This is a genomic window from Micromonospora sp. NBC_00421, assembly GCF_036017915.1.
Classification (GTDB): Bacteria; Actinomycetota; Actinomycetes; order Mycobacteriales; family Micromonosporaceae; genus Micromonospora.
This window is the reverse complement of record NZ_CP107929.1, coordinates 5,877,057-5,892,051: the sequence shown is the minus strand read 5'-3', so window position 1 is coordinate 5,892,051 and position 14,995 is coordinate 5,877,057. Positions and strand designations below refer to the sequence as shown.

The 14,995-nt window shown below is 73.4% G+C and carries 11 protein-coding genes and 2 pseudogenes; 7 read left to right on the top strand and 6 right to left on the bottom strand.

Features of this window, described 5'->3' with window-relative positions:
- Position 1 precedes the first annotated feature (1 nt).
- Complete coding sequence (locus tag OHQ87_RS25190; RefSeq protein WP_328341784.1) at positions 2-943, bottom strand: EamA family transporter; 942 nt, start codon at positions 941-943, stop codon at positions 2-4.
- A gap of 309 nt (positions 944-1,252) precedes the next feature.
- Between OHQ87_RS25190 and OHQ87_RS25185 the strand changes: the two genes are divergently transcribed.
- From OHQ87_RS25185 to OHQ87_RS25175, 3 genes and pseudogenes are all read left to right on the top strand, one after another.
- Positions 1,253-1,726: an LppU/SCO3897 family protein gene (locus OHQ87_RS25185; protein WP_328341782.1), complete on the top strand. Its 474-nt coding sequence runs from the start codon at positions 1,253-1,255 to the stop codon at positions 1,724-1,726.
- A 1,355-nt stretch (positions 1,727-3,081) separates the two neighbouring features.
- A pseudogene (locus OHQ87_RS31460) lies at positions 3,082-3,300 on the top strand (LppU/SCO3897 family protein); the annotation flags it as partial.
- A gap of 148 nt (positions 3,301-3,448) precedes the next feature.
- A complete protein-coding gene (locus OHQ87_RS25175; protein ID WP_328341778.1) occupies positions 3,449-4,693 on the top strand; it encodes an ATP-binding protein in 1,245 nt (414 codons plus the stop codon).
- 77 nt (positions 4,694-4,770) lie between these two features.
- Here OHQ87_RS25175 and OHQ87_RS25170 read toward each other — a convergent pair whose 3' ends face one another.
- Positions 4,771-5,316, bottom strand: a complete 546-nt coding sequence (locus OHQ87_RS25170; RefSeq protein WP_328341776.1) for a GNAT family N-acetyltransferase — start codon at positions 5,314-5,316, stop codon at positions 4,771-4,773.
- A gap of 252 nt (positions 5,317-5,568) precedes the next feature.
- Between OHQ87_RS25170 and OHQ87_RS25165 the strand changes: the two genes are divergently transcribed.
- Positions 5,569-6,114: a DoxX family protein gene (locus tag OHQ87_RS25165; RefSeq protein ID WP_328341774.1), complete on the top strand. Its 546-nt coding sequence runs from the start codon at positions 5,569-5,571 to the stop codon at positions 6,112-6,114.
- A 204-nt stretch (positions 6,115-6,318) separates the two neighbouring features.
- Complete coding sequence (locus OHQ87_RS25160; RefSeq protein WP_328341772.1) at positions 6,319-7,761, top strand: glycosyltransferase 87 family protein; 1,443 nt, start codon at positions 6,319-6,321, stop codon at positions 7,759-7,761.
- On the opposite strand, the gene OHQ87_RS25155 is transcribed toward OHQ87_RS25160, so the two are convergent.
- The 4 genes from OHQ87_RS25155 to moaC form a co-directional block, all read right to left on the bottom strand.
- Positions 7,748-8,179, bottom strand: a complete 432-nt coding sequence (locus OHQ87_RS25155) for a molybdenum cofactor biosynthesis protein MoaE (protein WP_328348992.1) — start codon at positions 8,177-8,179, stop codon at positions 7,748-7,750. The two genes, OHQ87_RS25160 and OHQ87_RS25155, sit on opposite strands and share 14 nt — an antisense overlap.
- Entirely contained in the window at positions 8,176-9,432 is a 1,257-nt protein-coding gene (locus tag OHQ87_RS25150; RefSeq protein ID WP_328341770.1) for a molybdopterin molybdotransferase MoeA, read from the bottom strand. The genes OHQ87_RS25155 and OHQ87_RS25150 overlap by 4 nt, the downstream gene beginning before the upstream one ends.
- A 79-nt stretch (positions 9,433-9,511) precedes the next feature.
- Positions 9,512-9,982 (bottom strand): MogA/MoaB family molybdenum cofactor biosynthesis protein, encoded by a 471-nt coding sequence (locus OHQ87_RS25145; protein ID WP_328341768.1) that lies wholly within the window; start codon positions 9,980-9,982, stop codon positions 9,512-9,514.
- On the bottom strand, positions 9,979-10,470 hold the full coding sequence (gene moaC / locus OHQ87_RS25140) for a cyclic pyranopterin monophosphate synthase MoaC (protein WP_328341765.1): 492 nt from the start codon (positions 10,468-10,470) through the stop codon (positions 9,979-9,981). The genes OHQ87_RS25145 and moaC overlap by 4 nt, the downstream gene beginning before the upstream one ends.
- Before the next feature lie 710 nt (positions 10,471-11,180).
- Here moaC and OHQ87_RS25135 point away from each other — a divergent pair.
- Positions 11,181-13,709, top strand: a complete 2,529-nt coding sequence (locus tag OHQ87_RS25135) for a putative bifunctional diguanylate cyclase/phosphodiesterase (protein ID WP_328341763.1) — start codon at positions 11,181-11,183, stop codon at positions 13,707-13,709.
- Positions 13,706-14,953, top strand: a pseudogene (locus OHQ87_RS25130) (glycosyltransferase 87 family protein); the annotation flags it as partial. The gene OHQ87_RS25135 and the pseudogene OHQ87_RS25130, both read left to right, overlap by 4 nt.
- Between the last annotated feature and the right edge of the window lie 42 nt (positions 14,954-14,995).

Sequence of the window (14,995 nt, the reverse complement as noted above, 5' to 3'; positions counted from 1 at the left end):
GCTACGGTCCCCGCCGGGGCCGCTCGGTGGTCACCACCAACGCCACGCCGGCCACGATCACCGCACCACCGAGCAGCACCTGGCCGGTGATCGGTTCGGCGACCAGCAGCGCGCCGAGGGCCACCGCCACCACCGGGTTGACATAGGCGTAGGTGGAGGCCAGCGAGATGGGAGCGTGGGCCAGCAGCCAGACGTACGCGGTGAAGGCGACAAGCGACCCGGCCACCATGAGATAGGTCAGGGCGAGCCAGGAACGGGTCGTCACCTGTGCCAAGGTGAACCCGCGCAGCTCGCCCCGGGCCAGGGACAGCACGACGAGCGCCGCAGCCCCGGCGACCATCTCGTAGACGGTGGCGACGAACGGGTCGGCGGGCATCCGCAGCCGGTTGGACAGGAACGACCCCACCGACCAGCAGGTGGCCGCCGCGACCACGGTGAGCGCCCCGACCAACGGCACCACCCCGGACCCGCCCCGGGGGAGCACCAGCAGCACCAGCCCGAGAAAGCCCACGGTCACCCCGGCGAACGTCCACCCCGGCGGCCGGTCCCCGGTGACCGTACGGAGCAGCACCACCAGCAGCGGGACGGTGGCCACCAGCAGCGCGGCGATCCCCGACGGCACCGCCACACCGGACGGGCCGGACTCGGCGAGCACCACCAGACCGTTGCCGCCGGCGAGCAGCAGCACCCCGACCAGCGCGGCCGAGCCGAGCTGCCGCCGATCGACCCGCAGCGCGCCCGCACCCCGCCGCAGCCGCAGGACGGCCGCGAGCACCAGCGCCGCGCCACCGAAGCGGACGGCCGCCGAGCCGAGCGGCGGCATCGACTCCACCACGACCCGGATACCGAGGTACGTGGAGCCCCACAGCACGTAGACCAGGATCAGCGCGGTCCAGATCAGGGCTGGGCGGGCGGGTGTCGCGGCCGAGGAAGGTGAGGTCATCGCAGGACCACGCTACGGTGACCACGTCGGTGGTGTCCTTCCCGGACGACCGGCATCTCGGCACGCGGGAGGACGGGCATGGCGAACTACGGACCACCGGGCGGTTCCCCGGAACCGTGGGGTGGGCGACGCCCGGACGACCGCTGGGGCCAGCCCGCCCCGGACCAGCCCCGATCCCCGACCGTGCCGGCTCAGCCAGCGGGTGGGCAGCCCCACCACCCGTCGTACGACCAGCTCCCGCCGGAGCCCCACGGGCCGACGGAGCGGTATCCGGTATCCGGGTCCGCAACGTCCCTGCCGGGGGCGTACGTGGGTAACCCGACGTCGGGGCGCGGTCGTGGTCCGCTGATCGCGGTGCTGGTCGTGCTCGCGGTGCTGGTCGTCGGCGGTGGCACCCTGTGGTACCTGCTGGGCGACGACGACGCAACACCGACCAGGACCGGTGCCGCGCTGCCGACGGCACCGGTCGAGCCGGACGCGGCCACTGCCGACCCGGCCGGGCCGACAGCCACCACCCCCGCTCCCGCCTCGTCAGCCGACCCTCGCTTCGTCAAGGCGGGGCAGTGCGTCCGCAACGAGGGCCCGGCCGGCGGCAAGCCCAAGCTGCTGGTCACCGCCTGCGCCCCGAGGACGTACGAGGTGCTACGTCGTTTCGACGGGGCGACCAGTGGTGAAAGTGACGCCGAGGCGAAGTGCGGCAAGGTGGAGGGCTACACCAACTGGTACTTCTTCGACAGCGAGCTGGACACCCTCGACTTCGTCCTCTGCCTGAAGCAGCGCTGAGCCCACCCCTGGGGGAGAGATTGTCAACCTTCGGCCCACCCGACTCCGGCCGCCCCGACGAGGAACACCGGCCCCCGAACCCCGACCCCGAGCCACCCACGGCACCCCTCGGGCGCCCCGACCCGGAGCCGGCGACGAAGCCCATCGTCCGCGCCGAGCCGGAGCCACCCACCGTGGGAATCCCGTCCGACGCGGAACCACCGACGGCACAGCTCCCGCGCGGGTCGGACGACCAACCGACCGCCCCCATCTCCGCCCGGCCGGCCGAACCAGCCACCGAACCCATCCGGTCGGAAGAGGCCGAGCCAGCGACCGCACCGATCAGGTCGGAGGAGTTCGAGCCACCGACCGCACCGCTCTCGGCAGCACCGCCGGAACCACCGACCGCACCGATCCGGGCCGTCCCGGCCGAACCACCGACCGCACCGATCCGGGCAGCCCCGACCGAACCGCCGACGGCACCGATCCGGGCAGCCCCGACCGAACCACCGACCGCACCGTTCGCAGCCGGCGCAGCGACCGCCCCGATCTCCACGCCACCGGAGCCTCCGACCACCCGGCTGCCGGTGTCGGGAGCCGGGCAGCCAGCCACCACCCAGCTGCCCGCGTCGGGAGGCGGCTACTCCCCGACCACCCAGATGCCCGCGACGGGGGCCGACCACCTCCCACCGTCCTCGGGGGCGGGCTATCCGCCGCCGTCGTCCGGAGCGGGTTATCCACCGCCGGACACCTACCTCCCGCCGACCGGCCAGCCGGTGTCGTCCTCGGGGGCCGGCTACCCACCGCCGGGTCCCTTCCCGCCCGCCGGGCCGACCGCCGCACCGGCAGCCGGCGCGTTCGGCGCACCTGCGTCACCGCCACCGACCGGCTACCCCGGCCAGTCCACGCCGCCCCCGGCAGCCGGCTACCTGGGCCAGGCGGCACCGTCGTCCGGCTTCCCGGGGCAGCCTGCGCCGCCACCCGGCTATCCGGGCCAGGCCGCACCCTCGGCCGGCTTCCCGGGGCAGCCCGCGCCGCCGCCGGGATATCCAGGGCAGCCCACGCCGGGTTTCCCGCCCCCGGGAGCGCCACCGGCAAAGGGCCGGGGTGGCCGGATCGCGCTGATCCTCGGACTGGTGGTGATCCTGCTGCTCTGCTCATGCCTCGGGGTGGCCGGCTGGTTCGTCCTGGCATCGGATGACGGCGACGACCCGGCACCCGTGACCAGCGTGTCCGCCACGCCGACCGAGAACGGGCCGACCGAGAACGGGCCGACCGAGAACGGGCCGACCGAGAACGGGCCGACTGAGAACGAGCCGACCGTCGAGCCGACGACGGCCGAGCCGACCTCGACGCCGACCCGGGGGGAGCAGATCGCCAAGGGTGACTGCGTGGTCAACGACGGCACGGCCAGCGATGCCGACCTGCGCAAGGTGCCGTGCGGTCCGAACACCTACGAGGTGCTGTTGCGGATTCCGGCCTCCACCAACGGGGACCGGTGCAAGTCGTTGGCACCGCAGTCGAACGCCAACTACGTGCACGACAACTCGGTGGACCTCTTCGACTACGTGCTCTGCCTGCGTAAACGCAGCTGAACAGGCAAATATGGGGCTGTCTAGCGTGGATGCTAGACAGCCCCATACTCGCATCGAGAGCCGCAGCCGGGTCGGGCCGGCAACACGCCGGTAGCCCCGTCTACGCATCTCTAGTCCGCAGGCTAGAGCGCCCGATACTGTGCGAGGCGTGGATCCGGTCCGCAACCCGTACGCCCCGGGCGCCGGTCAGCGCCCGCCCGAACTCGCCGGGCGGGGGCGGGAGCTGGACGTCTTCGACGTGGTGCTGGAACGGATCGCCCGGGGCCGCCCGGAACGCAGCCTGATGCTCACCGGATTGCGTGGCGTCGGCAAGACCGTCCTGTTGAACACGCTGCGCTCACAGGCGATCAACCAACTCTGGGGCACCGGCAAGATCGAGGCCCGGCCGGACCAGTCGCTGCGCCGACCGATCGCCGCCGCGCTGCACATGGCGGTCCGCGAGCTGGCCCCCCGGCACCGCGCCCCGGACCGGATCGACGCCTTCCTCGGCGTACTCAAGGCGTTCGCGCAGCGCAGTGCGCCGACGACCGGGCGGGCCGGTGCGGCCCCCCGGCTGCGCGACCGCTGGCAGCCCGGCATCGACGTGCCGGCCAGCAGCGGCCGGGCCGACTCCGGTGACATCGAGATCGACCTGGTGGAGTTGCTCACCGATGCCGCGGCGATCGCCGGGGACGTGGGCACCGGCATCGCCGTCTTCATCGACGAGATGCAGGATCTCGGCGCGGAGGACGTCTCGGCGCTCTGCGCCGCCTGCCACGAGCTGTCCCAGTTGGGGGCACCGCTGATCGTGGTCGGCGCGGGTCTGCCGCACCTGCCGGCGGTGCTCAGCGCCGCCAAGTCGTACTCCGAGCGGCTGTTCCGTTATCTGCGGATCGACCGGCTGGACCGGATCGCCGCCGACCGGGCACTGTGCGCGCCGGCCGAGCGGGAGCAGGTCGAGTACGAGCAGAAGGCCCTCGACCTGCTCTACGAGGCCTCCGGCGGCTATCCGTACTTCGTCCAGGCGTACGGGAAGGCGACCTGGGACCATGCTCCCCGGTCACCTGTCACCGACGCGGACGTCCGGGTCGCCGCGCCCGAGGCGGAGGCGGAACTGGCGGTCGGCTTCTTCGGTTCCCGGTTCGAACGGGCCACTCCGGCCGAACGCGAGTACATGCGGGCGATGGCGACCCTCTCCCAGGTGGCGGGGGAGGCCGACGGCGGTGGTCGGGACGACATGGACGCCGCGGTGCCGACCGCTGAGATCGCCCGCGCGCTGGGGCGCAAGCCGGCGAGCCTCTCCCCGGCCCGGGACGCGCTGATCAAGAAGGGGCTGATCTACTCCGGGGAACGCGGCACGGTCGCCTTCACCGTCCCGCACTTCGGCCGCTATCTGCGCACCCAGCCAGCCTGACCGCCCAGGGTGGGCTGACGCCGGTCGGGTGGGCTGACGCCGGTCGACCGCCGGTCCGAACCACCGGTCAGGTCGGGTCAGACCCGGGACCAGGGTGGAGGGAAGACCACCTCGCCGCGCGGGGGCGGTGGCGCGTCGCTGGTCTCCGGCGGCAGGACCAGCGCCTGCCACGGCTCCCCCAACCCGGACCAGGGGCTGACCAACCCCATCCGGTCCGCCCGGGCAAAGCCGAAACGCCTGTAGTACGCCGGGTCGCCGAGCACCACCACCAGCCGTTCGCCCAGCTCGGTGGCAGCTTCCAGGGCGGCCTGCACCACCGCCGTGCCGTGTCCGACCCGCTGCCGGTGCGGGGCCACCGCCACCGGGCCGAGCACCAACGCCGGAACGCGGGCCCGGTCGGCCTCGACCCGGACCCGGGTGAGCAGCGCGTAGCCGACCACCTCGCCGCCGTACTCGGCGACCATCGCCAGCTCCGGCAGCCAGGCAGGGCCGCCGCGCAGCTCGTCCACGAGTGCGACCTCACCGGGGGTGGTGCGGTCGGGACGGGCGAAGGCGGCAGCCAGCACCCGACGCACCTGACCGGCGTCGGCCGGGCCCTCGGGACGCAACCGCAGGGTCGTCATCCGCGCGACGTTACCGGTCGTGACCGGTCCATCCGCGACTGTCGCTCCGTTCGGCGTGGCGTGGCGCGACGCCCACGTCCGCCGCTCCGCGCCGGAGGGGCGGCCGGCTCGGGGCCGGACGACACGGACCGGACCCGGCGACGCGGGCCGGTAGGACCATCGACACGCCGACCGGCCGGACATCGACACGCGGGCCGGGCCGGATCGGCCGTTGCCCGGATAGTGGCGCATCAAACGGGGTATGACTGATCCATGAAACCCGTGCGCTCCCTCGCCCGTGTCATGTTGAGCGGCATCTTCGTGGTCAGCGGCGCCCGCAACTTCCAACACCCCGAGCGGCTCGTGCCGGCGGCCAAGCCGGTCACCGACCGGGTCGCCCCGCTGATCCAGCGGGCCGCGCCGCAGCTTCCGACCGACACCGAGACGCTGATCCGGGCCAACGCCGCCGTGCAGCTCGCCGCCGGCCTGATGCTGGCCACCGGAAAGTTCACCCGGCCGGCCGCGTTGGTCCTCGCCGGCACGCTGGTGCCCACCACCGCCGCCGGCCACTCGTTCTGGGACGACGACGACCCGGCGACGCGGAACAACAACCAGGTCCACTTCCTGAAGAACCTCGGGCTCTTCGGTGGCCTGTTGCTCGCCGCCGCCGACACCGAGGGGAAGCCGGGCCTGCGGTGGCGGACCGGTCACCGGATCGGCCACTCACGACGCTCGGTCGGTCGTGCGGTGCGTACCGCCCGGCGGGAGGCCCGGATCGCCGTCCGGTCCGCCGCCGCAGCCCGCCGACTTCCTGGCTGACCTGCATCGATTCGGCCACCACCCCCCGTAAGGCCGCGAATTACCTGAACCACCCGACACCCGTTAACGCGGTGGAAATGTCAAAAACTGGTGTGGGATCGGACACGGTCGGATAACGCGGGAGGCAGCAACGTGAGGCGCCGTTCTAGGCTCCCTACCGGACCTGGACGGGTAGGACGACCTTGGTATGGGGGTGGCCACGCCATGCCGACGACCGTCGGTAGACGTGCGGACCGCCTCGCCCCAGTCCGTCGCGCAACGCGTGGGATCGATCGTAGGACAGTCGTACGGACCGGCATCGTGGCCGCCGTCGCCTATGCCGCATGGCTCGCCATCGGTGCTTTCGGGCGGCCGTACAACTTCTTCGACATGAAGATCTACCACGGCGCGGTGGTGTGGTGGGCGAGCGGGCACGAGTTGTACGAGTTCATCGCGCCCACCACCACGCTGGGCTTCACCTACCCGCCCTTCGCCGCGCTGGCCATGCTGCCGATGGCCCGCCTGCCGATCGAGGCGGCCGGGTGGATCAACGCGGCCGGCAGCATCGCCGCCCTGGCCGTGATCCTGGCCGCGTTGCTACGACCGATCGTCGACCGGCTCCGCTGGCCCCTGTGGTACACGGTCGCCATCGCCACGCCGATGGCCGCGGCCATCGAGCCGGTCCGGGAAACCCTGGGGTACGGGCAGGTCAACCTGCTCCTGTTCGCATTGATCATGGCCGACCTGGTGGGTCTGCGCTGGCGCTCCCGGCGGGGCACCCACGGGCGAGCCAGCGACGGCCCGTTCCTGCGACTGCTCTACAGCGGGTCCTGGGCGGGCGTGGGCATCGGCCTGGCCACCGCCGTCAAGCTCACCCCGGCGCTGTTCATCGCCTACCTGCTGATCACCCGGCAGTGGCGGGTCGCCGCCACCGCCGTCGGCACCACCATCGGCGTCACCCTGGGCAGCTTCGCCCTGGTCGGCACCGAGTCGCGGGCCTACTTCGGCGGGGTGCTGTGGCAGACCGAGCGGGTCGGGGCCGCCGACATGACGCCCAACCAGTCTTTGGCCGGCCTGCTGGCCCGGCTCTACGACTCGATCGAGACGCCCGGCCTGCTCTGGCTGGCGTTCTCGGTGCTGATCCTGGCCCTCGGGCTGTCCCGGGCCGCCAACGCCCGCGCCGACGGCGACGAGTTGACCGCGTTCACCCTGGTCGGGCTGACCGCCAACGTGATCAGCCCGATCTCCTGGTCGCACCACCTGGTCTGGGTCATCCCGGCGATCATCGTGCTCGCCGACGCCGCCGTACGCCGCCGCGAGGCGAGCCGGGGGCTGTCGGTGCGTACCGGCCAGCAGACGTTCGGCGGGCCGCCCGGGGTGAGTGGGCTGCGCCCGCCGATCTGGTACCCGACGCTGACCGGGTTCCGGCACGGGGTCGCGGCGCTCGGGTTGTACCTGCTCTTCCTCATCTCGCCGATCTGGCCGTACGAGCACAAGCTCCCCGAGGTGTCCCACTACCAGGACGGCCTCTTCGGCGCCCTGATGGAGAACTCGCTCGCGCTGGCGCTGATCGTGCTGGTCGCCGCCCTGCCGTGGCGGCCCGGTGCCGAGCCCGCCTTCTATTCCGACCGGCTGACCCGCGCCACCGCCTCGGTCAGGGGCAGTTGACCCACTCCTCGGTGCCGTCGGCGAAGACCTGCCGCTTCCAGATCGGCAGTCGGGCCTTCACCTCGTCGACCAGCCGGGCGCAGGCCGCGAACGCCGCCGCCCGGTGCGCCGTGCTGACCGCCGCCACCAGCGCCACGTCACCGATGTCGAGCCGGCCGACCCGGTGCGACACGGCCACCGCGTAGACGTCCGGGTCGGCGGCGATCTCTGCGGCCACCGCGCGCAGCGTCTCGACGGCGCTCGGGTGCCCCTCGTACTCCAGCAGGACGACCGGTCTGCCGTGATCGTGGTCGCGCACCACGCCCTGGAAGGAGACCACCGCACCGGCCCGCCGGTCGGCGACCGCCGCCTCGTGCGCGGCCAGGTCCAGCGGCTGGTCGGTGACGGTGAGCAACGCCGTCGTCGGGCCGGCCGTCACCACGTACGTTCCCCGGGCAGCAACGGCAGCGGCACCACCGGCACCCGGGCTCCGACCTCGCCGGAGGTGCCGGGCCGGATCACCGCGAACCCGTCCGCGCCAGCCAGCCCGCGCAGCATCGCCGACCCGACGTGCCGGACCGGGTGGGCGGTCCCGGCGGCCCGGTCCAGCCGGACCAGGGCCAGATGGGTGTGGTCGCCCCGGCCGGGTACCGGCTCGGCGAGGGTGGCCTGCGGCAGCGCCGGCAGCGCCCGGCCCTGCAGGCCGGCGAGCAGCGGCGCGACGAGCGACACCAGCGCGACGATCGCGGACTGCGGGTTGCCGGGCAGCCCGGCGACGAAACGCACCCGCCCGTCGGCGTCGACCAGCCGGGCCAGCAGCATCGGAAAGCCGGGTCGGACGGCGACCGTGTTGACCACGTGGTCGGCGCCGAGCGCCTCCAACGCGGGGTGCAGGTGGTCGACCGGGCCGTGCATGGTGCCGCCCGTGGTGCAGACCAGGTCGGCCCCGGCCAGCGCCCCGCGCAGAGCGGCCACGTGGGCGGGCAGGGTGTCCGCCACCGGGCCGACCACGTCGGAGGGGCGCACCTGGCAGCCGTAACGGCGCAGCCAGGACGGCACGGCGGGACCGAGCGCGTCGCGGACCCGGCCCGACCCGGGCGGGCCGGCGGTGAGCAACTCGTCGCCGAAGACCAGGAGCGCGGCCCGGGGCTGGCGGCGTACCCGCAGGTGGTCTTGCCCGCAGGAGGCGGCCAGCCCGAGCAACGCCGGATCGACAGGGGTGCCGGCCGGCAGCAGCTCCTCACCGGCCACCGCCTCCTCACCCGGCTCGCGCCACTCCGGGTGGGGGCGGGGGGTACCCGTCACCCGTCCGTCCGGGGTACGGCTCGAATCCTCGATCCGCAGGATGGCGGTCGCCCCGGCAGGCACCATGGCCCCGGTGGCGATCTCGACGGTGGTGCCGTCGGCGGTCAACGCGCCCGGGACGTGCCCCGCCAGCACCCGCCCCACGACGTCCCACGGGCCGGCCCCACGCACCGCCCAACCGTCGACGCTGGAGGTGGGGAAGGCGGGCAGGTCGGTCCGGGTGGTCAACGGCTCGGCCAGGGTGTGCCCGTCGGCGTCGGCCAGTGCCCGGTTGACAGTGGGCAGGGCGGCGGCCAGGCCGACCGCGTACACCCGGGAGCGGGCCTCTTCCCAGCCGGCCGGCGGTGGCGTGGCGACCTGCGCCGCGGCGGCGGTTTCCGTGCTCACCGGTCGGCCTCCGTTCGGACGGGACGCGGGGGTACGCGTCCACCGCTGCGAGCCTATCGCCGCCGCGATGGCCACGCGGTCAGTGGTCGCCGCCGCGCAACTGGTCGACGGCGTGGACGAGGATCGGCCCGAGCACGGCCAGCCCGTCCTTCGCGCCGCCCCGCGAGCCGGGCAGGTTGACCACCAGCATCCGGCCCAGCACGCCGGCCAGCCCCCGGGACAGCGCCGACGTGGGCACCCGGTCCCGGCTGTAGGCGCGGATCGCCTCGGCGATGCCGGGAATCTCGTGGTCGAGCAGCGCCCGGGTCACCTCCGGCGTCCGGTCGGTGGGGGTGATGCCGGTGCCGCCGCTGGTCAGCACCACGTCGACCCGGTCGGCGTGGGCGGCGCGCAGCGCCTCGGCGACCGGCTCGCCGTCGGGCACCACCACCGGTTCGTCTACCTGACAGCCCAGCTCGCGCAGGCCGGCGACGAGCAGCGGGCCGCTGGTGTCGGCGTACACCCCGGCGGCGGCCCGGTTGGAGGCCACGACCACCCGGGCCCGGATCACGGCCGGTCCTGCGGGCGGACCCACTCACCGGTCTTGCCACCGGACTTACGCAGCACCCGGACCGCGTCCACGGCGGCGGCCGGGTCGACCGCCTTCACCATGTCGACCAGGGCCAGCCCGGCGACGGCCACCGCGGTCAGCGCCTCCATCTCCACCCCGGTCCGGTCGGCGGTGCGTGCGGTGGCGGTGATCTCGACGGTGTCCTCGGTGAGTCGCAGGTCGACGGTGACGCCGTGCAGCGCGATCGGGTGGCAGAGCGGGATCAGGTCCGGGGTGCGTTTGGCGCCCATGATGCCGGCGAGCCGGCCGACGGCCAACGCGTCGCCCTTGGGCAGCCCGTCGCGGCGCAGCAGCTCCACCACCTCGGCGGTGGTGCGCAGGCGACCGGCGGCCACGGCGGCCCGGCCGGACACCGGTTTGGCGGAGACGTCGACCATGCGGGCCGCACCCGCGGCATCGACGTGGCTGAGCTGCACGGGATCGATCACTTCACGAGCCTAACGGCCAGAGCCGGCCCGGGGCGTACGTCCGGTTCGGGAGGATCGCACCGGCCGATGGGGAACAAGTGCCTCGACGTCGTGCGGGATGATTCGTGATCGATAGTTCATCGTCGATTTGATCGGCCGCCACTAATAGGTTCTCCGACCGCCGGGAGAGCGGGAAACACGCCATCGCATCCGCGACCCGACACGGGAACGTCACCACGGGGAAACCCTACGTCGCACCGCGACCGCGAATCGCTACCGGGGCCACTTCGACAACGGTGGCACCACCGCGCCGACACGACTACGCTGCGTTCCGCAATCGGGTGATCCGTCGCACTCGCGCGCCGTCCAACTCGGAGGAACCGCAACCGGCACCCCTCACCCGATGCCGCAAACCAGGTCGCTGCACCATTATCTAGCGTTAACCAGAACCGGCGGGGGCACTCAGCACTCCGTTTCCCCGTGGAAACGGAAAGTCACCAACCTCCGCCCAATTCTCATCTATCGCTCATAGTTACATTTATACCTCCAAAATCGGCCTAACCGCCCTTAGGCTGTCCCCTGTCAGATCCCGACCGGAAGGTCGGCGCACCGAGCAGGGGAGGGCGAACGCGATGTCCGCACACGAGTGGCTGTAGACGATTGTGGTGGCGGCGTGACCCCACGTAGCCTTGGCCTCTGCTCAGCGACACGGAGTGGTTGTCGAGGACACGATGGCACGACCGGACGAAGGCAAGACGGAGGCCGAGCGGCAGCTGACGCTGCACGTCGGCCTCGTCTGCGTGGTGGCCCTCGCAGCAGCGGTCGTCGCCCTCTACCAACTGGTCCGCCTCGACCTCACCGGCGACGACCTCACCCGGTCCGTCGCGCTGGCCTTCATGGCCGCACTCGGCGTCCGGATCAACTGGCAGATCCGCATCCGGGCAACGGTCCACGCGGTCTCCTGGAGCGAGACGGCGATCGTCCTCGGCCTGGCCGTCGCCCCGGCGCCCCTGGTCGTCCTGACCACCGGCACCGGCGTCGCGATCGCCCTGCTGTCCCTGAAACGGTCGCCCCTGAAAACCGCCTTCGGCATCGCCAAGAGCATGTTGCTGGCCGCCGCCGGCGGTGTCGCCCTGCACGGCCTCGGCTGGTCACCACAGGACACCGACCTCGGAAACGCCATCGGCATGATCGGGATCGCCTACGTCGTCGCGGTGGTCCTCGACGAGCTACTCACCCTGCCGGTCATCGCCATGGCCACCGGCACCCCCCTGCCCCGGCTCTTCGCCGACGACCTCGGCCTCCGGCTGACCAGCGCGCTGGCCCGGTTCGTCCTCATCGCCGTCACCCTGGCCATCCTCCAGGCCGACCCACGGCTGCTGCTGGCCGTGCCACCCCTGGTGCTCAGCCTCCACCTGCTCTACTCCAACCAGGTCAAGTCCCGGACCGAGCAGCAGGCCTGGCAGCGCCTCGCCCGCACCACCGACGCGCTCAACGTGGTCGACCTGGACGAGGTCCTCACCACCGCCGTCACCCGGGCCACCGAACTCTTCTCCGCCGACGAGGTCGAGATCGAGCTGCGCGACGCCTGTCGCACCGTACGGGGCACCAGCGGCACCATCACCTACGACGGCCCTTCCGGCACACCGAGCGACATCGAGGGCACCGTCCTGCCCGCCCGCCTCGAAGGCCACGACCGGACGGCCGACGTCGGAATGCTGCGGTTACGGTTCCGCGGCCCGGTCCGACTCAACGAACGCGAGCAGTACACCCTGCGCACCTTCGCCTCCGCCCTGTGCACCGCCGTCCGCAACGCCCAGGCCTACGCCGAACTGGCCCGGGCGGCCAAGGAACACGCCCACGCCGCCAGCCACGACGCACTCACCGGCCTGGCCAACCGCCGACAACTGCTCGACCGGGGCACCGAGCAGCTCAACGCCCGGCACGCCGAGGGGGTGACCGCGCTCGTCCTGATCGACCTCAACCACTTCAAGGAGGTCAACGACACCCTCGGCCACGCCGCCGGCGACCAGGTGCTCATCCAGGTCGCCGACCGACTGCGCGCCGCCGCCCGCGACGAGGACCTGGTCGCCCGCCTCGGCGGCGACGAGTTCGCCGTGCTGATGCGCGCGCTGCCCGCCCCCGCCATCGCCGCCCACCGGGCCGAGACCCTGCTCGGCGCGCTGCACGAGCCGCTCGACGTGGACGGCATGCGGATCAGCGTGGAGGCCAGCGGCGGCATCGCGGCGGCCCCCGCCAGCGGCGGCGTACCGGAGCTGCTGCGCCGCGCCGACGTCGCCATGTACCAGGCCAAACGGGCAGGTCAGCGGATCGCCACCTACGCGCCGGCCCGGGACACCGCCGACCTGCGCCGGCTCACCCTCGGCGGGGAACTGCCCCGCGCGGTCGCCGACCACGAGTTCACCGTCAACTTCCAGCCGATCGTCGACCTCGGCAGCGGCGCGGTGACCGGCGCCGAGGCGCTGGCCCGCTGGCACCACCCCCGGCACGGGGTGATCGACCCGCTGCGCTTCATCGAGGCGGTGGAACGCTCCGGCATGCTCCCCGCGTTCGCCGAGGCGATCCTCGACCAGGCACTCGTCGCCGCCGTCACCTGGCGGACCGCCGGCTTCGACCTGCCGGTCTCGGTCAACGTCTCCCCCCGCAGCCTGCTCGACGCCCGGTTCCCCGGCGCGGTGCTGGCCCGCCTCCAGGCCCACGACTTCCCCCCCGACCGGCTGGTCCTGGAACTCACCGAGACGCTCACCCTCAGCCAGCTCGACGTGGTCGACCGGGTGCTCAGCCGACTGCGCGACTCCGGCATCCGGCTCGCCCTGGACGACTTCGGCACCGGTTACTCCTCGCTCTCCCTGCTCTCCCGCATCCCGGTCCACGAGCTGAAGATCGACCGCAGCTTCGTCACCGCGATGGAGAGCTCCGCGGAGGCGGCGGCCGTCATCCGCTCCACCCTCGACCTCGGCCGCAGCCTCGACCTGAAGGTCGTCGCCGAAGGCGTGGAGAGCGAACCCCAACGACGGGCCCTGTGGTCCCTGGGCTGCGCCGCCGGCCAGGGACACCTCTTCGCCCGCCCACTGCCGGCCGGCGCGCTCCTCGCCGCCCTCCAGCGCGGATCCGGCGGCCGACCCGGCACCCTCGCCACCCCACTGCACGACACCGGCGCGGTCATCCGACTCAGCACCCCCGGTCGCCGGCAGCCCGCCCGGAACCGTCCGACGGGTCTGCCACACTTGCCGGCGTGACCGCTGCCGACCGAGCCGCCCGCAGCTGGCGGGCCGTCGACACGGCCGCCGGTGGGCTCGCCCTCGACCTCGGCCTCTACGCGGTCTCCGCCGCCTTCGCCGCCGTCACCGCAGCCACCTCCACCCTGGCACCGCACCGGGCCTGGGGGGACGTCGCCGCCGTCGGCTACCTCGCCGCGACCCTCCTGGTCGCCGCCCAACTCCTCACCCGACGCCGGCACCCGGGGCTGGCCGGCACCACCGCCCGCGCGATGGTCACCGGCCTCACCTGGGTCACCACCGCCCTGCTTCCCCTGATCCTCCAGGCCGGGCAGCGGGCAGCCGGGCGCACCGACCGGGCCCAGGAGGAGGTGGTGGTGGTCGAACACGCCGGCAGCCGGCTCGCCGAGCACGGCACCCCCTACCTCGGCCCGGACGCCATCGCCGCGCTGCCTGCCGACGAACGGCTGCTCGGCTACACCCCCTACCAGCCGGGGATGGCGTTGTTCGGGCTGCCCCGGGCCGTCGTCGACACCTGGTGGACCGACTCCCGCATCTGGTTCGCCCTGGTCACCGCAGTGGCCCTCACGCTCGCCGTGGGTGCGCTACGCCGCCGCACCCGCCCGACCGGCCGGTGGGCCGAGGCCCCGGCGGTGCTGCGCGGCGTACAGGCGGCAACCGTCCTGCCGATCTGCGCGCTCACCCTCGCCACCGGCGGCGACGACCTGCCCGTACTCGCGCTCTGCCTGTTGGCGTTGGCCCTCGCCGCCGGCGGCCGACCCGGCCCGGCCGGGGTCGCGGTCGGGTTGGCCGGCGCCTTGAAGCTCTTCGCCTGGCCGGTCGCGCTGGTCCTGATCTTCTGGGGGACGACCCGGCGGGCGGGGCTGCGGGTCGCCGCCGGCGCGCTCGGCCTACCCGCGCTCGCCCTGCTCCCCGCCCTGCTGGTCGACCGGGACGCGCTGGTGGAGAACGTGCTCCGCTTCCCGCTCGGCCACGGCCAGGTCACCAGCCCCGCCCAGTCACCGTTCCCCGGCCACCTGATCGCCACCGCCCTGCCCGGTGGCCGGTTCGTCGCCGCCACACTGCTCGTCGCCGTCGGTGCCGCGATCGCCGTCCGGCTCGTCCGCCGCCCGCCGCACAGCGCCACCACCACCGCACTGATCTGCGGGTACGGCCTGCTCGCCGCGATCGGGTTGATGCCCACCACCCGCTTCGGTTACCTGCTCTATCCGCTCGCCCTGCTGGTCTGGGCCCCCGCCCTGGCCGCCTCTGCGGCACCGGTTCCGCCGAGTCCCCGGCGCGCCCCG

What these genes read in the sequence shown, in the direction of transcription:
- OHQ87_RS25170 (WP_328341776.1), bottom strand. Translation starts at nt 5,316, where the DNA reads ATGACGACCCTGCGGTTGCGTCCCGAGGGCCCGGCCGACGCCGGTCAG.
- OHQ87_RS25160 (WP_328341772.1), top strand. Translation starts at nt 6,319, where the DNA reads ATGCCGACGACCGTCGGTAGACGTGCGGACCGCCTCGCCCCAGTCCGT.
- OHQ87_RS25135 (WP_328341763.1), top strand. Translation starts at nt 11,181, where the DNA reads ATGGCACGACCGGACGAAGGCAAGACGGAGGCCGAGCGGCAGCTGACG.
- OHQ87_RS25165 (WP_328341774.1), top strand. Translation starts at nt 5,569, where the DNA reads ATGAAACCCGTGCGCTCCCTCGCCCGTGTCATGTTGAGCGGCATCTTC.
- OHQ87_RS25190 (WP_328341784.1), bottom strand. Translation starts at nt 943, where the DNA reads ATGACCTCACCTTCCTCGGCCGCGACACCCGCCCGCCCAGCCCTGATC.